Raw genomic sequence first — 16,130 nt, forward strand, 5'->3', positions numbered from 1 at the left:
CCCCACCACCTTGTCACCCTGCACGAGCCCCAGCGCGGCCACCCCCGACGCGTCCAGCGCGCCCTGCAGCGCGGTGTCCGCCACCAGCGGCGCGCCCACCACCAGCGTCAGCGCGGGAGCCTGGGTCGCATCGCCGCTCCACACGAGCGGCACGGACGCGAAGACGTGCGGCGCCCCGAAGGCATCCACCACGGACGTGCCCGCCTTCGCGAGCGCCGGGACGTCCAGGAGGGCGGCATCGGAGGACGGCTCGGCCCCGGCGCGCGCATGGAAGCTCGCGTCCCCGGCCACCACCGCCACCACGGCGCCCTGCAGCTCCTTGGGCAGCACCGCTTCCGCGGCGGCGCGCAGGGCCCCGAAGCGCTCGGCCGTCAGCGGCGAAAGCGCACCGGCCTCCTCCGCGTCCTTCCCGGCGTTGCGGTCGCGCGGCGACTTCGCCACCGGCGCGGGACGCAGGGCGTGAACCGCGGCCGCCACGCCGGGACTGCCGGCCAGCTTCAGCGCCAGGGATTGGATCTCGGAGCGGCGCGCATCCACGCGCCGCGACACTTCGCCGGCACCTGAGGCGGCCTGGAGCGCGGCGCCTTCCACCGCGCGCGCGCCTTGAGGCGCCGACAGCGTCGGGAGGTGAGCCAGGCCCAGTCCGAGGACCAGGAGTGCGAACAGCAGGAACTTGAGGCGGACCATCGCCGTCCTTTAGCCCAAGGGTGAGGGGATCCGCTTATAGCGTCCACCTTCCGACCCCAGCAAGGAACTGGCCTGAAGGAACCCGGGGGCCGGATGCCTGGCTGGCATCCGGAATTCCCGGGCCCTTCGTCTACTGAACAGCGAGCACGCGGCAAAAGCGGGACGGCTACAGGTTGCTCGCCGCGTCCGCGTTGAGGTCGTACGGCAGGCCGTTCGTCGCGACGCTGCGGCGCCGCTCCACCGCGCGCTTGATGGTCTTCTCCAACCGGTCACGCGTTGCGTCGATGGCCTGGAACAGCGTCTCCGCCGTCTCCGTCACGTGCACCGCCTCCATTCCGGGCATGCGCACCGTCACCCGGCACTCCTTGTCCACGCCTCCCTTGTTGGGTCCGTTGATGTCCACGAGCGCGATGTCGATCTCCGACGCTTCGTCCTCGGCGAACCGCTCGATGTGAGCGACCAGGTGCTCATCCGTGTACGCCTTGAGGTTGTCCGACAGCTTCAGATGCACTCCACGCAACAACACCTTCATGGATTCACCTCCGGGAACAAACATGGGCAGTCCCCGGCCCTTCCGTGAGGGGCTTTCGCAAGCTTTCCCGCCTGGCCTCCCCCGAAGCAGCCAGCCGACCGTCGCCGCGTCCGGGACGGCCCGGGTGAATGAATAACCCTCAGCACCGGGTTGCTGTAGGCGCATGGATGGCGAGCGAATCAAGGTCTTGCTGGTCGAGGACGACGGTGACAGCCGTGAACTCCTGGCGGAGCTGCTGGAGGACGACTTCGACGTCACCACCGCCGCGGACGGCGTCGCGGGCCTCCGGGCCTTCGAGGAGACCCATCCCGACGTCGTGGTGACGGATGAGTCCCTGCCGGGCATGAACGGCACGGAGCTGGCGCAGCAGGTCAAGGAGCGCGAACCCAACGCCCGCGTCGTGCTCGTGTCCGGCTACGCGCAGGTGGACGGCGCCGGGTATTGCGACGTCGTGATGCGCAAGCCCATCGACGTGGAGGGGCTCAGCAAGATGGTCTGCAAGCTGGGGGAAGAGGCGAAGCACTGAGGAATTCGCACAGGGGGCCGCCTGCCATCCGCGCGAAGCGTTCCTAACATTCCAGCCATCGCCCAGGAGGGCCTCATGAGGTACTGCGCACGGTGTGGCTCGGAGTATCAGGACAGTGTCGTGAACTGCACGGATTGCCCCAACCACCCACCGCTCGTCTCGTCGGACGAGATGCGTGACCGGGGGCTGCCGCTTCCCCATGAGCTGGATGATCACCGGTTCGTGAAGGCGGGCATCGCGGAGGATCCCGTGACGGCCCAGGTCTTCGAGGACGTGCTGAACGAACAGCACATCCCGCTCATCGTCCGCCCCGGCCGCTCGGGCGTGGTGGACGAGCTGACCACCGGCAACCTGCTGCCCTGGTGGGAAATCCTGGTCCCGGACACGTTCCAGACGCGCGCCGCCGCCCTCCTGGAGGAAGTGAAGATCCAGGGGCTGGCCACGGCGGACGAAGCCGGACGCGCCGCCGAGGAAGAGGAGCGCGAGGGCGAGCTGGACCGCGCCCAGGCGGACGCCGCCCCTCCCGCCTTCTAGGAGGGGACGAGCGTCAAGGCGCGCCGACGTCCGCGCTGCCCGCCGAGGGCGCGGGCTGCGAGGCGAGCGTGGGGGGCGGACGCCGGGCCTCGAAGAGGCTCACGCCCGTCACCTTCCACTTGTCGTAGCGCGCGTTGCGGGCGAGGAACGTCTCCAGGTCCTCGTCCACCACGCGGTTGTAGCCGCCCCGGGAGGCGTGGCGCAGGTACGTGCGCTTCTTCTTCTGCACCACGAAGCCCAGGTGGGTGATGCGCGTGGCCTTCAGCGGCAGGTCCTCGCGCAGCACGACGAGGATGGTGCCGGACGCCACGTCGCGCGCGTGCGTGAGCACCTTGTCCAACGGAATCATGGTGAGCCCGAAGGTGCCCACGGGCTGGCGCTCCTTCGGCAGCTGCAGCGCCAGGGACGACTTCGACTGCCAGGTGTTCGCGGTGAGCGTCTTGGTGACGGCGACGGCGTCGTCCTTCGCGTAGCGCCGCGTCACGTCCACCAGCAGGCCCTTCTTGATGTTGTTGGGCAGCCACTGCGCTTCCATCAGGTGGTTGCGGTCCTCGTACGCGGGCGTGCTCGCGTAGCGGATCCGCTCCAGGAGCGCCGGCACCTCCGGCTCGCCGTGGGCCATGCCCAGCGCCAGCGTCTCCTCCACGAAGGTGAGGCAGTCCACCGCGTCCAGGCGGAAGGTGGGGTCGGGATCCACGCCCTGGCCCTCCCCCAGCGGGGAGAGCACATAGGGGGTGTTGAGGAAGCGCTCGCTCATGCCCAGGAGCCGTTCGGCGAGCGGCGTCTCCGCCTGATCCGCGATGAGGGCCGCGCGCTGCTCCGGCGTCAGGGGCTTCCAGCCGTTCTCCCGCACGGGCGCGGGCGGCGGCAGGGCCCCTGGATTCGCGGGCGCGCTCAGGGATGCGGGCACCGCGCGCGCTGGCGGCACGGGATTGCCCGGAGCCTGGGACGCGACCGGCGCCTGGGCCAGCAGCGCCAGCGCGCACATCCCTACGAAGCTCACGGCGCCACCCCGGCCTTGCGCAGGATGGCCTTGCGCCGGTCGTCCGCGAGCTGGAGCGTCTCCAGCTCCTTCTCGTAGGTGAGCTTCTCCTCGCCCTTCGCGTTCCAGGACGCCAGCACCAGCCAGTCCAGCGCGGCAGCATCCCCGCCCTGGTGCAGCATCCGCGCGGAGGCGGCGGCAATGGCGCGGTCCGCGTCCTTCAGGAGCGGCGACAGCACGGGGCTGGCCTTCTTGGCCGGCACGCCCTCGAAGAGCGCCAGGCCCTGGCGGCGCACGAACTTGTCGGGGTTGCCCAGCAGCTTCTGCGCGAACGCGAAGCCCTCCGGAGCCCCCAGCCGGCACAGCCCCCGGGCCGCGGCGAAACGGGTGCTCTCCGAGTCGCTGTCCAGGTACGCCTTGAGCCCTGGCTTCTGCTTCGCGTCACCGGACGTTCCCGCGGCCTCCAGCAGCGCGGCCCGCACCTCCACGTCCTGCTCCGTCTTGGCGGCCGCCATCAGCGGCTTGCCCATCTTGGGGTTGCGCGACGCGCCCAGGGCCCGCGCGGCCTCCCGGCGCACGCCGCTGCTCTTGTCATCCAGGAGCGGCAGCACGACGGCGGTGTTGCGACTGCCCAGCTTCGCCAGACCCTGCGCCGCGTACATGCGCACGGTGCTGTCGCCATCCGAGGCGAGCCTCGCGAGCGTGGACTCGCCCTGGCGCGCGCCGAGCGACGCCAGCAGCGAGGCGAGGTTTCGGCGGGTGCGCTCCTCGAAGGTGTTGCGCAGGATGGGACCCAATTGCTCGGCCGCGTAGGACTCCTCCCGCAGGTAGCGCAGGCGCGACGCGGCGGCCGGCACGGGGCCGCCCTGGGACACCTGGGCGAGCACGGCGTCCGCCTCCTTGCGGCTCTGGGCGCGTTTGGCCGCGGACGCGGAGCCGGCGGCGAGGCCGGCCAGGGGCAACAGGACCACGAGGAGGAGCAGCGACGCGGACGGGGAACGCACGGGGGCGGAACGATGGCAAGCGCGGCGCCTGCCGTCAAAGTCCCCCCCTCCGCCCGGCTCCCTGCTTCACGCCGACCGCCCGATTCTTGACCCTCCCGAGGGCGATTGATACGACCGACTCAAGTCGCTTCCCTCTAGGATGACCGAGGCCCACGTGATGACGAAGCAGTCGCTCCTGATGGCGGTTGCGGGCGTGCTGACCGCATGTGGCCCCGTGAAATCGACGTCCAACATCCTCGACGCGGAGGTGCAGATCCAGGCCGCGCGTACGGCCGGCGCCGAGAAGGAAGCCCCCTACGAGTGGACGGCCGCCAACCTCTACCTCCAGAAGGCCCGGGAGGAGGTCGGCTATTCGGACTACCAGGCCGGCGTGGACTTCGCGGTGAAGGCGTCCCGCTTCGCCAACGAGGCGCGCGAGAAGGCCATGTCCGCCGCCAACGCCGACTCCCAGGGTCGCCCCCAGAACCCGTGACGCCCGAGCGCTCCCCGATGAAGCGTCTGTCCCAGTCCGCGCTGCTCACCCTGCTGTTGGCCACCACCGCCTGCGTCAGCGGCAACAAGATCCGCGCTGACACCGAGGTCCTCACCGCCGACGTGGAGCGCGCCCGCAGGGGCGGCGCCCTGCGCTGCGCGCCCGCCGAACTGGCCGCCGCCGAGGCCAACCTCGACTTCGCCCGGGGCGAGCTGAGCCAGGGCAACAGCACCCGCGCGGCCCAGCACGTGCGCAGCGCCGACGGCGCCGTGAAGCGCGCCCTGGAGCTGTCCAAGAACTGCGCCCCGCGCCAGGTGCTGGTGCGCGACCGGCCGGAGGCCCCGCAGCCGCAGCAGCCGGACCAGCCGCAGCAGCCCCAGCAGCAGGTGGTGGTGAGCATCGAGGAGACGGATGGCGACGGCGACGGCGTCCTGGACAAGGACGACCCCTGCCCCGACCAGGCCGAGGACGTGGACGGCTTCCAGGACCAGGACGGCTGCCCGGACACGGACAACGACGCTGACGGCGTGCTGGACGCGCAGGACAAGTGCCCGCTCATCCCCGGCGTGGCGGAGAACAACGGCTGCCCGGCGGAGGCCCCCAAGGACAAGGACGGCGACGGCGTCCTGGACAACGTGGACAAGTGCCCGGACCAGCCGGAGGACAAGGACGGCTTCCAGGACGACGACGGCTGCCCGGAGCTGGACAACGACCTGGACGGCATCGTGGACGGCACGGACAAGTGCCCCAACGAGCCGGGCCCGCTGCAGAACCTGGGCTGCCCCATCGTCGACAAGGACGGCGACGGCATCAACGACGACAAGGACAAGTGCCCGGACGAGCCGGAGGACAAGGACGGCTACCAGGACGAGGACGGCTGCCCGGACCTGGACAACGACAGCGACGGCGTCCCGGACGCGCAGGACAAGTGCGCGCTGGAGTCCGGCCCGCCGGAGAACGGCGGCTGCCCGGATCCGGACAAGGACGGCGACGGCATCGTGGACCGGCTGGACGCGTGCCCCGAAGACCCGGGCGTGAAGGAGGAGCGTGGCTGCGCCAAGCAGTACAAGATGGTCATCGTCAAGAAGGACCGGATCGAGATCAAGAAGCAGATCCTCTTCGGGTCCGGCTCCGCGAAGATCATCGGCAAGCAGAGCACGACCATCCTGGACGACGTGGCCCAGGCGCTGAAGGACGCGTCGTGGATCCGCAAGGTGCGCATCGAGGGACACACCGACTCGCTGGGCAACGACACGTCCAACCTGAAGCTGTCGCAGAAGCGCGCCGACGCGGTGATGGCGCAGCTGCTCAAGCGGGGCATCGACCCGGGCCGTCTGGAGGCCGTGGGCTTCGGTGAGGCCCAGCCGGTGGCACCGAACACCACCAAGGCAGGCCGCGCGCTCAACCGCCGCACGGAGTTCAACGTCGTCCGGCAGTAACGCAACGCCCCACCCCGCTCCGCCACGACGGAGCGGGGACGCTCGAAGCACCCCGCGCCTCCCCGGGCCTCACGCCCTGGGAGGCGTGGTCGTTTTCGGAGTCCGGGAGAGTCTGGGCCCTGCTCGCTCGCACCTTCCCGCGCGGTGGCGCTTCGGCCCCTGGAGGGACATGGACAGGGCGCCAATCGCCCTCAGGGCGGCACGAGCGGCACCTCCTCCAGGCAGGCGCGACACCCGCGGCTCGAACCTGGGAGGAGTCCCCAGCCCGCCGGAGGGAGGGGATGCCGCGAGCGGGAGTCGCGCCGTCCCGGGGCACCCGTACGTCGCCGTGATGGAGCGAACGTCCGCCGCCCTTGAGCGAAAGCGGAGAGCCCGCCCTGCCCCTTGAGCCGCCTGGACTTCAGCCGTCCTTGAGCAGCTCGTGCAGCACTTCGGTGGCGTAGGCGCCGCGCGGCAGCTCGAACGTGAGCACCGCGTCCTCGCCGTCCACCGTGAGGTCCGGCGCGCCCAGCCGCACGCGATACGGGCGGCGCGCGCCTTCCGTCTCATCTCCGCCGCGCACGAAGTCGCTCGGCGTGACGCCCGCGTCGACGAGCAGCTTCGCCTCGACCTCCGCCACCTCGCCCTTGGAGGCGGTCATCTTCGGGCCGAACATCGGTCCCGCCGGGCTCACCTCGAACGCGGCGACGCGGGGGGTGTCCACCTCGGGTGCCTCGCACACGAAGAGGCCGCCCGTCTCCTCCTTGCGCAGCACGTCACCCAGGAGCGCCGTGGCGAGCGTCCCCGCCTCCAGCCGCTGCACCAGCGCCTGGTTGAAGAGGCGCGACTGGAAGGCGGACAGGTACAGCTTGCGCTGGAAGCGATCCGGCCGCTTCGGCAGGCGCTGCCCCAGCAGCAGCATCCGGCCCAGGTCCGCGTTGTCCCCGGCCCGACCAAAGCGCTGCTCCCCGAAGTAGTTGGGCACGCCCTGCGCGGACAGCCGGGAGAACGTCTCTCGCGCCGCGCCCACGTCCCGGATGCCGCGCAGCCGCAGCCGGAAGCGGTTTCCCTTCAGGTGCCCGGTGCGCAGCTTGTTGCCGTGCCGCTTCGACTCCAGGACGCTCACGCCGTCGAGTGAGAACTCCGGAAGGCGCGCCTCGGCGCTCGCGGGCACGGACAACCACTGCCGCGTCACCGCCTGACGGTCCTTCATCCCCGCCACGCCGATGTCGTCCTCGCGCACGCCCATCGCGGCGGCCAGCGCGCGCACCACCTCGCGCGTGTCCCGGCCGCGCTTCTCCACCCAGAGGTACAGGTGCGTGCCCTCGCCGGACGGCAGGTACGCGGGCAGCTCCTCCACCTCGAAGTCATCGGGCGTGAGCTTGAAGGCGCCCCCACATCCGGGCACGTCGGCTGTCAGCCGGGGAAAACCAAAGCCAGCGTCCGTCACGGAGCCTCGAGTGTGGCCAGGAGTTCCTTCACGCGCCGAGCCAGGTCCTCGTCCGCGCGCGACTCCAACAACTCTCCCGCCTGGAACAGCAGGAAGAACATCACGTCGCTCAGCGCCTGACGGAACGAGGCCAGCGGCTCGCTGCCCAACTGGGCGCGATGCTTGTCGAAGGACTCCATCAGCCGGCCTTCGGGAAGGCTGCCGTCCGCCGCGAACGCGAGCCCCTCCAGCACCGGCGACGACGACAGCGCCTGTCCGGAGAGCGCCGCGTTCGCCGCGGCGATGAACTCGTGGTCCATGCCCTGGCGCGACACCTCGTCGCGGATCTCCCGGAAGATGAAGTTGAAGACGCGCGCCACCGGGCGGGCATCCACCGGCGCCACCGTGCGCGCCACGGGACGTGCACGCTGCGCGGCCGCCTTCTCCGGCACCACGGCGGCGGGCGCGCCCACGGGCTTGTCCGACAGCCCGGCGAACCCGCCCTCCAACAGCCGGAAGACGACCTTGGTGACGTCGAACTCGGACAGCCGCGCCGCGTGCCCCAGCTCCAGCACCGTGCGCCGCCCGTCCAGCATCGCCAGCACCCGGTCCTCGTCCTCCTCCAGCTTGCCGTCGGACGGACGCTTGCGCGCCACGTACATGCGGCCGTGGGGGATGCGCTTGCGGAAGTGCGCCAGCTCGTCGATCTTCCGGATGCTGTCCATCAGCAGGCTCTGCGTGGACAGCTGGATGGAGTGCCCCGTCTTCTCGTCCAGGGGCTGGTCGATGAGGAAGAACGCCCCCTCGCGGCACAGCACGATGGCGTGGAAGATCTCACTGACCTGGTGGGTGACGCACTTGAACAGGTCGTGCGCCTGCAGCACGCCCTTCTCCACCAGCGCCCGGCCAATCTTCGACGGCGACTGCTCGCGCAGCACCGCCTCCACCTGGGCCCGGTCCACGTAGCCCAGCCGCACCAGCACCTCGCCCAGCCGGTCCGCGGGCTCCTCGGACGTGGCGCCGCGCACCTCGCCCTCGCGGATCATCAGCGAGCGCTCGCCGCCCGGGGTGTGCACCCGGACGACGCCGCTCCAGCGCGACTGGCTCAGGAACGCGATGAGGTCCGACAGCGGGAAGCCCCCCGCGTCACCCGACAGCACCACGCGGGGCGTGGGGATGGAGCCCCCTTCCGGAGGCATGCGCGAGAAGACGAGCAGGTCGGGCGCCGTGGGCATCAGCGCGTACGTGCCCGAGCGTCCCGCGAGCGCGGGGATGCCGGTGCGGTCCTCGGGGACCAGCTGCGCGGCGCCATCGATGCGGAAGCGTTGGCTCATCCCGGTGTCAGTCGGCGGCCCACGCGTTGTTGTTCGCGCGCCACTCCACTTCGTCCTCCATGCTGTGCTCGAGCAGCCCTTCCTGGAAGCCCAGGTCGTACGCCCGTCCGTTGAAGAACACGGAGGGGGTGGCGTTGATGGCCGCCATGCGCCCCTGCGCGAGGAAGCCGTCGATCTCGTCCTTGTACTGCTCCGTCTTCAGCACGGCGGCCAGCTGGTCCCCGTCCAGGCCCACCGACTTCGCCAGCGCGGGCAGCGCCTCCTTCTTGAGGTTCTCCTGCTGGCCGAAGAGCGCGTCGTGCATCTGCCAGAACTTGCCCTGGTCGCGCGCCCACAGCACCGCCTGCGCGGCGGGGATGGCGTTGGCGTGGATGGAGAGCGGGAACGGCAGGTAGCAGAAGCGCACCTCCGTGGGGTGCTTCTTCGCGAAGCCCTCCAGGATGGGGCGGGCCTTGCCGCAGAAGGGGCACTCGAAGTCGGAGAACTCCGCCACCGTCACGGGCGCGTTGGCGTCGCCCTGGCACATGCGCGGATCCACCTTGATGGGCGCGCGCGCCTCGCGGAAGGAGCCGTAGTACTTGGAGAGCGTGACGATGACCTCGCTCGCGGGGCCGCCTTCGGACACCAGGCGCGCGGACAGCCGGGCCATCCGCTTGGCGTGCTTGCAGCCCGTGTGCTGCTTGAGGCACGCGCCCAGCGCATGGGGGCAGCCGCAGTAGCAGAACTCGTCGCTGAACACCGTGGCCAGCTCGCGCTTCGCGGCCGGGATCTCAGCGCTCTTGGTACAGCCGGCGCCCAACAGGGTCACCGCGGCCAGCACGGGAGCAACACGCTTCCAACAGAGGAGGAGCACGGCCGCGGGTCTTAGCCACGCGCGCAGGGCTTGTAAAGCAAGGCGGCCTTTGGCAGGGAGGCCTCCCAACCATGCCCAGAGTCCTGCTGCTGCACACCGGAGGCACGCTCGGAATGGCCGGCGGCCGCCCCTCCGCCCTGCGTCCGGCGGCCTTCTTCAAGACCCTCCGCCAGCGCGTCCCGGAGCTGTTCCAGCTCGCGGACATCGAGCTGGAGCTGTTCTCCAACCTCGACAGCTCCGAGATGCAACCCGAGCTGTGGACGCGGATGGCCGCCCACCTCCACCGTCGGCTACCCGACTTCGACGGGGCGGTGGTGACCCATGGCACGGATACGCTCGCCTATACGGCCAGTGCGTTGTCCTTCATGTTGCGCAACCCGCCCTGCCCCGTGGTGCTGACGGGTTCACAGCGACCGCTGGGGGAGATCCGCTCGGATGCGCGGCTCAACCTCATTGACGCGGTGCTCTCCGCCATCCAGGGGCCGCGCGAGGTCACCATCTGCTTCGACTCGCACCTGTACCGGGGCAACCGCACGCGCAAGGTGAAGGTGGCCGAGTACGACGCCTTCGAGAGCCCCAACTTCCCCGTGCTGGGCACCCTGGGCGTGGACGCCACCTTCGAGGAGGGCTTGAAGGCCAGAGGCCCCTTCCGGCTGCACGCCGACCTGGATCCGCGCGTCTTCGTCCTGAAGGTGTACCCGGGGTTGGATCCCGCCCTGCCCCTCCAGCTGTTGCCCCACGTGAAGGGGCTGGTGCTCGAGGCCTATGGGGCGGGCAACGTGCCAATCGCTCCGGAGCTGGGACGCTCCTTCCAGCCGCTCTTCGTGGAGGCCCGGGAGCGGGGCATCCCGGTGCTGGTGGTGAGCCAGGCCTACCGCAACGGGGTGGACCTCACGCTCTATGAGTCCGGAGCCATGGCCCTGGAGCAGGGCGCGGTGGGCGGTGCGGACATGACCCCGTCGGCGGCGCTGGTGAAGCTGATGCAGGGGCTGGCCGAGCACCCCCGGGGGGGCGAGCCCCTGGCGCGATTCCTGCGGACGCCGGTGGCCGGGGAGCTGTCCGTCGGGCGTCCGACAGTCCCCAGGCCCGTCAAGAAGCGGCGCCGGCCGGCCCGGGTGGGGCGGGTCGGCTGACACCGGGTGCGTGAAAGGAGCGTGGGCGTGCTTGCCGCCGTGAAAAGGCGGCCCGTAAGATGGGAGGTGCGATGTCCGAGGAGAAAACTTCCGTCCATTCCATTTCGGACCTGCTGGGCAGTGCCCAGCAGCAGAGCGCGTACCTGATCGTCATCAGCGCGAAGTCCGCCGCCGGCATCGGGCGGATGTTCAAGCTGGACCGCTCGGAAGTGGTGCTGGGCCGAAGCTCCGAGGCCCAGTTCCAGGTGGAGGACGACGGCATCTCCCGGAAGCACGCCAAGGTGGTGGCCATTGGAGATGGCCGCTTCCAACTGGTGGACCTGGGCAGCACCAACGGCACGTACCTGAACGGGCTGAAGGTGAGCGCGGCGCCGCTGTACGACGGCGACAAGATCCAGATCGGCTCCAACACGGTGCTGAAGTTCAGCATCCAGGACGCGCTGGAGGAGCAGTACCAGCGCAGCATCTACGAGTCCGCCACGCGCGACGGCCTCACCCGCGTCTACAACAAGAAGTACTTCATGGAGACGGTGCGCAAGGAGTTCGCGTACTGCCTGCGCCACCGCGTGCCGCTGTCGCTGGTGCTGTTCGACGTGGACCACTTCAAGCGCATCAACGACGTGTACGGCCACCCGGCCGGAGACTTCGTGCTGACGCGCATCGCGCAGCGGGTGGCGGACACGGTGCGCACCGAGGACCTGCTCGCGCGCTACGGCGGCGAGGAGTTCGCGCTGATGCTGCGCGAGTCCGCCGAGGACGCGGCCCTGGCGTGCGCGGAGCGCTGCCGCGTGGCGGTGGACCGCGCCGACTTCATCTTCAGCGGCACGCCCATCAAGGTGACCATCAGCCTGGGGGTGGCGACGCTGCTGGACTCGGACTTCTCCCAGCCGGAGGACCTCATCTCCGCCGCGGACAAGTACCTCTACCGGGCCAAGCACGCGGGCCGGAACCGCGTGGACGCCAAGGCCGTCAGCGGCGCGTGAGCGGAAGCCACGCCGGGGCCCGGAGCAGCGGGCCTCACTTGCGTCCGGTGACATACCTGCGTGAGTCCACAGGCGCGGCCCGAGCTTCGCGTCGGAGCCCGCCCGGCGTCAGCGACCGAAGCCCAGCCTTCGCAGCCCGTCCTGCGACACGTGCTTCACATGCGAGTCCGCGTCGCGGGCCGCCGCTTCGCTCAACGCCGCCACCGCCTGCGGCCCTCCCAGCACCGTGAGCGTCCGCGCCGCGGCGACGCGCACGTCCGCCACCGGATCCGTGAGCAGCCGCTCGGCGAGCACCCGCACGTGCGGAGCGCGGCCCACGAACTCCAGCGCGCGCGCCGCCGCCGCCCGCACCATGGGATGATCCGACCCCAGCAGCCCGGCGGCATCATCCCCACGCGATGGCTGCCGGTACGTGGCCAGCACGTCCAGCGCGGCGGCGACCACCTCCGGCTCCCCGTCTTCCAGCGCCGTCGCCGCCAGCTCCAACGCCTCCGGATTCCGGGGAAGTGCCCCCAGCGCGCGCACCGCCCCCGCACGCACCGGGGCAACCTTGGAGGATGCGTAGGGGGTCAGACGGCGCATGGGGCTCCCACCTTCCGTGCAGTCCCCCATCACCGCCACCGCCTCGCCTTGAATCTCCGGCGTCCGCGCGTTGCGCCCTTCCGCCACCTCCCGGAGGAAGGCCGCGCACCCCTTCTCATGGGCCATCGCCTCCAGCCACGGCCGGGCGGCCTCCGCCGTCTCGGCCGCCTTTACCCCCTGGAGCGCGACGTCGCGCAGGGGCTTTCCACCGGCTTCCGCCAGTCCCCGCGCCGCATGCTCGCGCACGCGGGCATCCCCGTCGCCCAGCGCTCCCTCCAGCTCGCGGCTTGCCAGGGGACCGTAGCGGCGCAGGCCCGCGGCCGCCGTGCGCCGGCGCTGCGCATCCCCCGACGCCAGCTCCGGCCGAAGCGCGTCGATTTCACGCGAGTACACGGCGAAGAGCCGGTTGACGGCGGCCTCGTCCGGGGGCTTCGCCTCCATGAGCAGCAGCCGGCCCACCGACACACGCTGCCGCTCGGCGACGACGGACAGGAGCGAGGCCATGACCTCATCGCCCGCCACGGGTCGCGACGCCACGGCGTCCAGCACCACCCGCGTCGCCGACCGCCCCTGGAACGTGGCCAGGTGCATGAGCGCGGGCATCCGCACGGAGGGCTCCTGCGCGAACATCTCCAGGAAGAGCGCCTGCCGGATGCCCTCCTTGCGCTTCCACACCCGCGCGGCGGCGGACGGCCCCCGGGCTCCAGCGTCCTGAAGGAAGTCGGCCGTGGACTTCCCGGCGTCGGCCGCGGCGCGAACCGCGGTGAGGCACGGCCCCAGGTCCGCCTCCGAGGGGGCGTCCATGATCCAGTCCGCCAGCGCCCGCCGGTCCGTGAGCCCCCGGCTCCTGGCCCCCGCGCGCACCGCCGCCCAGCGCACCCGCCAGCTGGGGTCCTTGAGCGCGGACGTCAGGGCGACCTGCGCCTCCGCTCCGCCAGCCCCCAGGGCAGGCACCCAGCTGTCCACCCGCCCCCCGGTGACGCAGATGGGGCAGGTCCGGGCTCGCAGGGAGGGGTCGGTGACGTGGCGACGACAGGAGGACCAGCACTCGGAAGCCACCGTCCCGGCCCGGGAGGGACTGGCCGCCAGCAGGAGCACCAGGAGAAGGAGGCAACGCACGCGGCGGGCAGTGTAGCGCACCCGGCCCCCATCCTTTCCGTGCGGGTCTCCTTGCCTTTTGCGCCCTGCTGCGCCATACCCCCGGCCCTTTGAAAATTTTCAGATCGCATCCAGCTAGGCGGAAGGAGGTGACTGCATGCCCGGTATTCGAGTGAAGGAAGGTGAATCCATCGAGAGCGCCCTCAAGCGCTTCAAGAAGGCCACCGAGAAGGCCGGAATCCTTTCCGAGATCCGCAAGCGCGAGCACTACGAGAAGCCTTCCGTGAAGCGGAAGAAGAAGGCCCTCGCCGCCAAGAAGCGCGCTGTGAAGAAGGCCCGCAAGTCGTACTAGCAGGCCCGCAGTAGAGGAGCCGGGGCGCCCCTGAGATGTCAGGTGCCCTGGCTCTTGCCGTCCCATCCCCTTGGCTTGGCGAACCCCTTCGCCGCCTGTGAGGAATCCCGACATGGCCACCCTGAAAGAGCGCATCGACGCGGACCTGAAGGACGCGATGCGGTCCAAGAACGAGCTGACCCTGAGCGTGCTGCGGATGCTCAAGAGCGCCGTGAAGTACAAGGAAGTCGAGCCGGGTGCCTCCGCCCTGGACGACGACGCCGTGCAGAAGGTCATCAACACCCTCATCAAGCAGCGCCGTGAATCCGTCGACCAGTTCAAGTCCGGAGGCCGCCCCGAGCTTGCCGAGAAGGAAGAGCAGGAGATCGCCGTCCTGCAGAAGTACCTGCCCCAGCAGCTTTCCGCCGAGGAGCTCTCCGCCCTCGTCACGGCCGCCATCTCCGAGTCCGGAGCCCAGGGCCCCAAGGACATGGGCGCGGTCATGAAGAACGTGAACCCGAAGATCCAGGGTCGCGCGGAAGGCCGGGCCGTCTCCGACGAAGTGAAGGCCCAGCTGTCCAAGCTGTCCTGAACCACGGCCGCACCCCGGGAGCGGGCGCCGGAGGATTTCCTCCAGGCGCCCTCCCAATCCACCGGGCTCTTGAGCGGATTTTTTGATCCCTCGCCCGCTCGCCGCTAACTGCTGATCCTCGAAGAGGTCGTCCGCTTCCGGTGTCCTCCCCCGCCCGTGCCCCCCACCCAGGAGGGCAGGCAAGCAGGGAAGCCACCGGCCCGGACGTGTCAGGCCCTGCCGTCAGGATGGCAGGCGGATGGCCGCGCTCATGCGGATGCAGGGAGGGCGTCGTGATTCCAGAACACAAGATCCAGGAGGTCCTCGACCGCGTGGACATCGTGACGCTGGTGTCCCGCCACGTGGAGCTGAAGAAGGCCGGCCGCGAGTTCAAGGGCCGCTGCCCGTTCCACCAGGAGAAGACGCCCTCGTTCTACGTGGTGCCGGAGAAGCGCTTCTACTTCTGCCACGGCTGCCGTGCGAGCGGCGACGCCGTGTCCTTCATCCAGCGCTACCTGGGCAAGACGTTCCAGGACGCGGTGAGGGACCTGGCGCAGGAGGTGGGCATCGACCTGGAGGCCGCGCAGGACCCGGGCCTCAAGGAGCGCCAGCAGGTCAAGGAGGCCACGGACTTCGCCGCCGAACACTTCCGTTCCCTCCTCTGGGAGGACGGGGGCCGCTCCGCGCGGGCCTACCTCGCCAGCCGGGGCGTCACCGACGAGGTGGCCCAGGGCTTCGGCCTGGGCTGGGCGCCCGCGGAATGGAGCCTGCTCGCCGACCGCCTCCAGAAGAACGGGATGCTGGAGTGGGGCCTGAAGGCGGGCCTCATCACGAAGCGCAACAGCGGGGATGGCTGCATCGACTTCTTCCGCAGCCGGTTGATGGTGCCCATCCGCGCCCCGGAGGGCCGGCCCATCGCCTTTGGCGGGCGGCTGGTGGCGGCGGAGGACGGGCCCAAGTACCTCAACTCGCGCGAGTCCCGGCTCTACAACAAGAGCGAGACGCTCTTCGGCATGGACCAGGCCCGCGACGAAATCCACAAGCGCAAGACGGCGGTGCTCGTGGAGGGCTACTTCGACTGCATCGGCCTGCACCAGGTGGGCGTGCGCCACGCGGTGGCCCTGTGCTCCACCAACCTCACCGCCGGCCACCTCCAGGGCCTCAAGCGCGCGGAGGCCCGTGACCTGGTGCTGCTGCTGGACGGGGACTCGGCGGGGCTCGCCGCCGTGGAGCGCCTGGCCGGCCCACTGCTCGCCGCGGGCGCCCCCACCCGGGTGGCCCTCCTGCCGCAGGGAGATGACCCGGACGTGTTCGCCCGCCGGGAGGGCACCGACGGCGTGGAGAAGCTGCTGGAGGGCGCCCAGCCCCTGACGGCCTACCTCTTCGCCACCCTGCTGCCCACGGGCAAGCAGGCGAGCTTCGAGGAGAAGATGGCCGCCCTGGAGCGGCTCAAGCCCGTCACCGCCCAGGTGCCCCCGGGCCTGACGCGCTCCACCCTCATCAGCGCGCTGGCGGGGCATTTCGGCTGGATGCCGGCGCAGATTGAAACGTCGCTCCAGTACAAGCCGCCTCCCACGCCCAAGCCCGTCTCCGGGCCGGGCGGCGTCCCCATGGCATCCCAGGACGTCCCCCGCCCGGTGCCCAAGCCCCAGGCGGAGCGC

General features: G+C 70.7%; 17 protein-coding genes. 9 read left to right on the forward strand and 8 right to left on the reverse strand.

The features are described 5' to 3' along the window. Positions 1-687: MXAN_5187 family protein (locus D7Y13_RS24685; RefSeq protein ID WP_279637110.1), on the reverse strand; the 687-nt coding region annotated here is incomplete at its 3' end. Positions 688-853: 166 nt separating this feature from the next. Then, positions 854-1,219 (reverse strand): ribosome hibernation-promoting factor, HPF/YfiA family, encoded by a 366-nt coding sequence (gene hpf / locus D7Y13_RS24690; protein ID WP_120535835.1) that lies wholly within the window; start codon positions 1,217-1,219, stop codon positions 854-856. A gap of 163 nt (positions 1,220-1,382) precedes the next feature. Here hpf and D7Y13_RS24695 point away from each other — a divergent pair, with 163 nt between their 5' ends. Next, a complete protein-coding gene (locus D7Y13_RS24695) occupies positions 1,383-1,745 on the forward strand; it encodes a response regulator (protein WP_120535834.1) in 363 nt (120 codons plus the stop codon). A gap of 120 nt (positions 1,746-1,865) precedes the next feature. After that, positions 1,866-2,279 (forward strand): putative signal transducing protein, encoded by a 414-nt coding sequence (locus D7Y13_RS24700; RefSeq protein ID WP_233595435.1) that lies wholly within the window; start codon positions 1,866-1,868, stop codon positions 2,277-2,279. 13 nt (positions 2,280-2,292) lie between these two features. On the opposite strand, the gene D7Y13_RS24705 is transcribed toward D7Y13_RS24700, so the two are convergent. Continuing rightward, entirely contained in the window at positions 2,293-3,282 is a 990-nt protein-coding gene (locus tag D7Y13_RS24705; RefSeq protein WP_120583117.1) for an N-acetylmuramoyl-L-alanine amidase-like domain-containing protein, read from the reverse strand. Then, on the reverse strand, positions 3,279-4,265 hold the full coding sequence (locus D7Y13_RS24710) for a HEAT repeat domain-containing protein (protein WP_233595437.1): 987 nt from the start codon (positions 4,263-4,265) through the stop codon (positions 3,279-3,281). The genes D7Y13_RS24705 and D7Y13_RS24710 overlap by 4 nt, the downstream gene beginning before the upstream one ends. A gap of 157 nt (positions 4,266-4,422) precedes the next feature. Between D7Y13_RS24710 and D7Y13_RS24715 the strand changes: the two genes are divergently transcribed. Further along, positions 4,423-4,737 (forward strand): DUF4398 domain-containing protein, encoded by a 315-nt coding sequence (locus D7Y13_RS24715; protein WP_120535840.1) that lies wholly within the window; start codon positions 4,423-4,425, stop codon positions 4,735-4,737. Between the two features lie 17 nt (positions 4,738-4,754). After that, positions 4,755-6,176, forward strand: coding sequence for an OmpA family protein (locus D7Y13_RS24720; RefSeq protein WP_120535831.1), 1,422 nt, complete (start codon positions 4,755-4,757; stop codon positions 6,174-6,176). Between the two features lie 400 nt (positions 6,177-6,576). On the opposite strand, the gene truD is transcribed toward D7Y13_RS24720, so the two are convergent. The 3 genes from truD to D7Y13_RS24735 are packed head-to-tail and all read right to left on the reverse strand — an operon-like array spanning position 6,577 to position 9,738. Then, positions 6,577-7,605 carry a tRNA pseudouridine(13) synthase TruD gene (gene truD / locus D7Y13_RS24725; RefSeq protein ID WP_120583118.1) on the reverse strand — a complete coding sequence of 343 codons (1,029 nt, stop codon included), beginning with the start codon at positions 7,603-7,605 and terminating at the stop codon, positions 6,577-6,579. Then, entirely contained in the window at positions 7,602-8,918 is a 1,317-nt protein-coding gene (locus tag D7Y13_RS24730) for a DUF4388 domain-containing protein (RefSeq protein ID WP_120535829.1), read from the reverse strand. The genes truD and D7Y13_RS24730 overlap by 4 nt, the downstream gene beginning before the upstream one ends. 7 nt (positions 8,919-8,925) lie before the next feature. Next, entirely contained in the window at positions 8,926-9,738 is an 813-nt protein-coding gene (locus tag D7Y13_RS24735) for a DsbA family protein (RefSeq protein WP_233595439.1), read from the reverse strand. Between the two features lie 104 nt (positions 9,739-9,842). On the opposite strand from D7Y13_RS24735, the gene D7Y13_RS24740 reads away from it, so the two are divergent. After that, the gene (locus tag D7Y13_RS24740) at positions 9,843-10,904 is read left to right on the forward strand and encodes an asparaginase (protein WP_120538116.1); all 1,062 of its coding nucleotides are present in this window, start codon (positions 9,843-9,845) and stop codon (positions 10,902-10,904) included. A 71-nt stretch (positions 10,905-10,975) separates the two neighbouring features. Next, on the forward strand, positions 10,976-11,887 hold the full coding sequence (locus D7Y13_RS24745; protein WP_120538115.1) for a GGDEF domain-containing protein: 912 nt from the start codon (positions 10,976-10,978) through the stop codon (positions 11,885-11,887). A gap of 108 nt (positions 11,888-11,995) precedes the next feature. Here the strand turns inward: D7Y13_RS24745 and D7Y13_RS24750 are convergent, their stop codons facing one another. After that, positions 11,996-13,609: a HEAT repeat domain-containing protein gene (locus D7Y13_RS24750; protein WP_233595440.1), complete on the reverse strand. Its 1,614-nt coding sequence runs from the start codon at positions 13,607-13,609 to the stop codon at positions 11,996-11,998. Between the two features lie 115 nt (positions 13,610-13,724). Here D7Y13_RS24750 and rpsU point away from each other — a divergent pair, with 115 nt between their 5' ends. The 3 genes from rpsU to dnaG form a co-directional block, all read left to right on the forward strand. After that, positions 13,725-13,919 carry a 30S ribosomal protein S21 gene (rpsU, locus tag D7Y13_RS24755; RefSeq protein WP_014395136.1) on the forward strand — a complete coding sequence of 65 codons (195 nt, stop codon included), beginning with the start codon at positions 13,725-13,727 and terminating at the stop codon, positions 13,917-13,919. Positions 13,920-14,031: 112 nt separating this feature from the next. After that, a complete protein-coding gene (locus D7Y13_RS24760; RefSeq protein ID WP_120538114.1) occupies positions 14,032-14,490 on the forward strand; it encodes a GatB/YqeY domain-containing protein in 459 nt (152 codons plus the stop codon). Positions 14,491-14,717: 227 nt separating this feature from the next. Continuing rightward, a partial coding sequence (dnaG, locus tag D7Y13_RS24765) for a DNA primase (protein WP_244222372.1) occupies positions 14,718-16,130 on the forward strand: 1,413 nt, incomplete at its 3' end.

The sequence above is a fragment of the Corallococcus praedator genome, assembly GCF_003612125.1.
Classification (GTDB): domain Bacteria; phylum Myxococcota; class Myxococcia; order Myxococcales; family Myxococcaceae; genus Corallococcus; species Corallococcus praedator.

Bases quoted from the DNA above. Each gene is read 5' to 3' on its own strand.
- hpf (WP_120535835.1), bottom strand. From the start codon at position 1,219: ATGAAGGTGTTGTTGCGTGGAGTGCATCTGAAGCTGTCGGACAACCTC.
- D7Y13_RS24695 (WP_120535834.1), top strand. From the start codon at position 1,383: ATGGATGGCGAGCGAATCAAGGTCTTGCTGGTCGAGGACGACGGTGAC.
- D7Y13_RS24715 (WP_120535840.1), top strand. From the start codon at position 4,423: ATGACGAAGCAGTCGCTCCTGATGGCGGTTGCGGGCGTGCTGACCGCA.
- D7Y13_RS24720 (WP_120535831.1), top strand. From the start codon at position 4,755: ATGAAGCGTCTGTCCCAGTCCGCGCTGCTCACCCTGCTGTTGGCCACC.
- D7Y13_RS24730 (WP_120535829.1), bottom strand. From the start codon at position 8,918: ATGAGCCAACGCTTCCGCATCGATGGCGCCGCGCAGCTGGTCCCCGAG.
- D7Y13_RS24740 (WP_120538116.1), top strand. From the start codon at position 9,843: ATGCCCAGAGTCCTGCTGCTGCACACCGGAGGCACGCTCGGAATGGCC.
- D7Y13_RS24745 (WP_120538115.1), top strand. From the start codon at position 10,976: ATGTCCGAGGAGAAAACTTCCGTCCATTCCATTTCGGACCTGCTGGGC.
- rpsU (WP_014395136.1), top strand. From the start codon at position 13,725: ATGCCCGGTATTCGAGTGAAGGAAGGTGAATCCATCGAGAGCGCCCTC.
- D7Y13_RS24760 (WP_120538114.1), top strand. From the start codon at position 14,032: ATGGCCACCCTGAAAGAGCGCATCGACGCGGACCTGAAGGACGCGATG.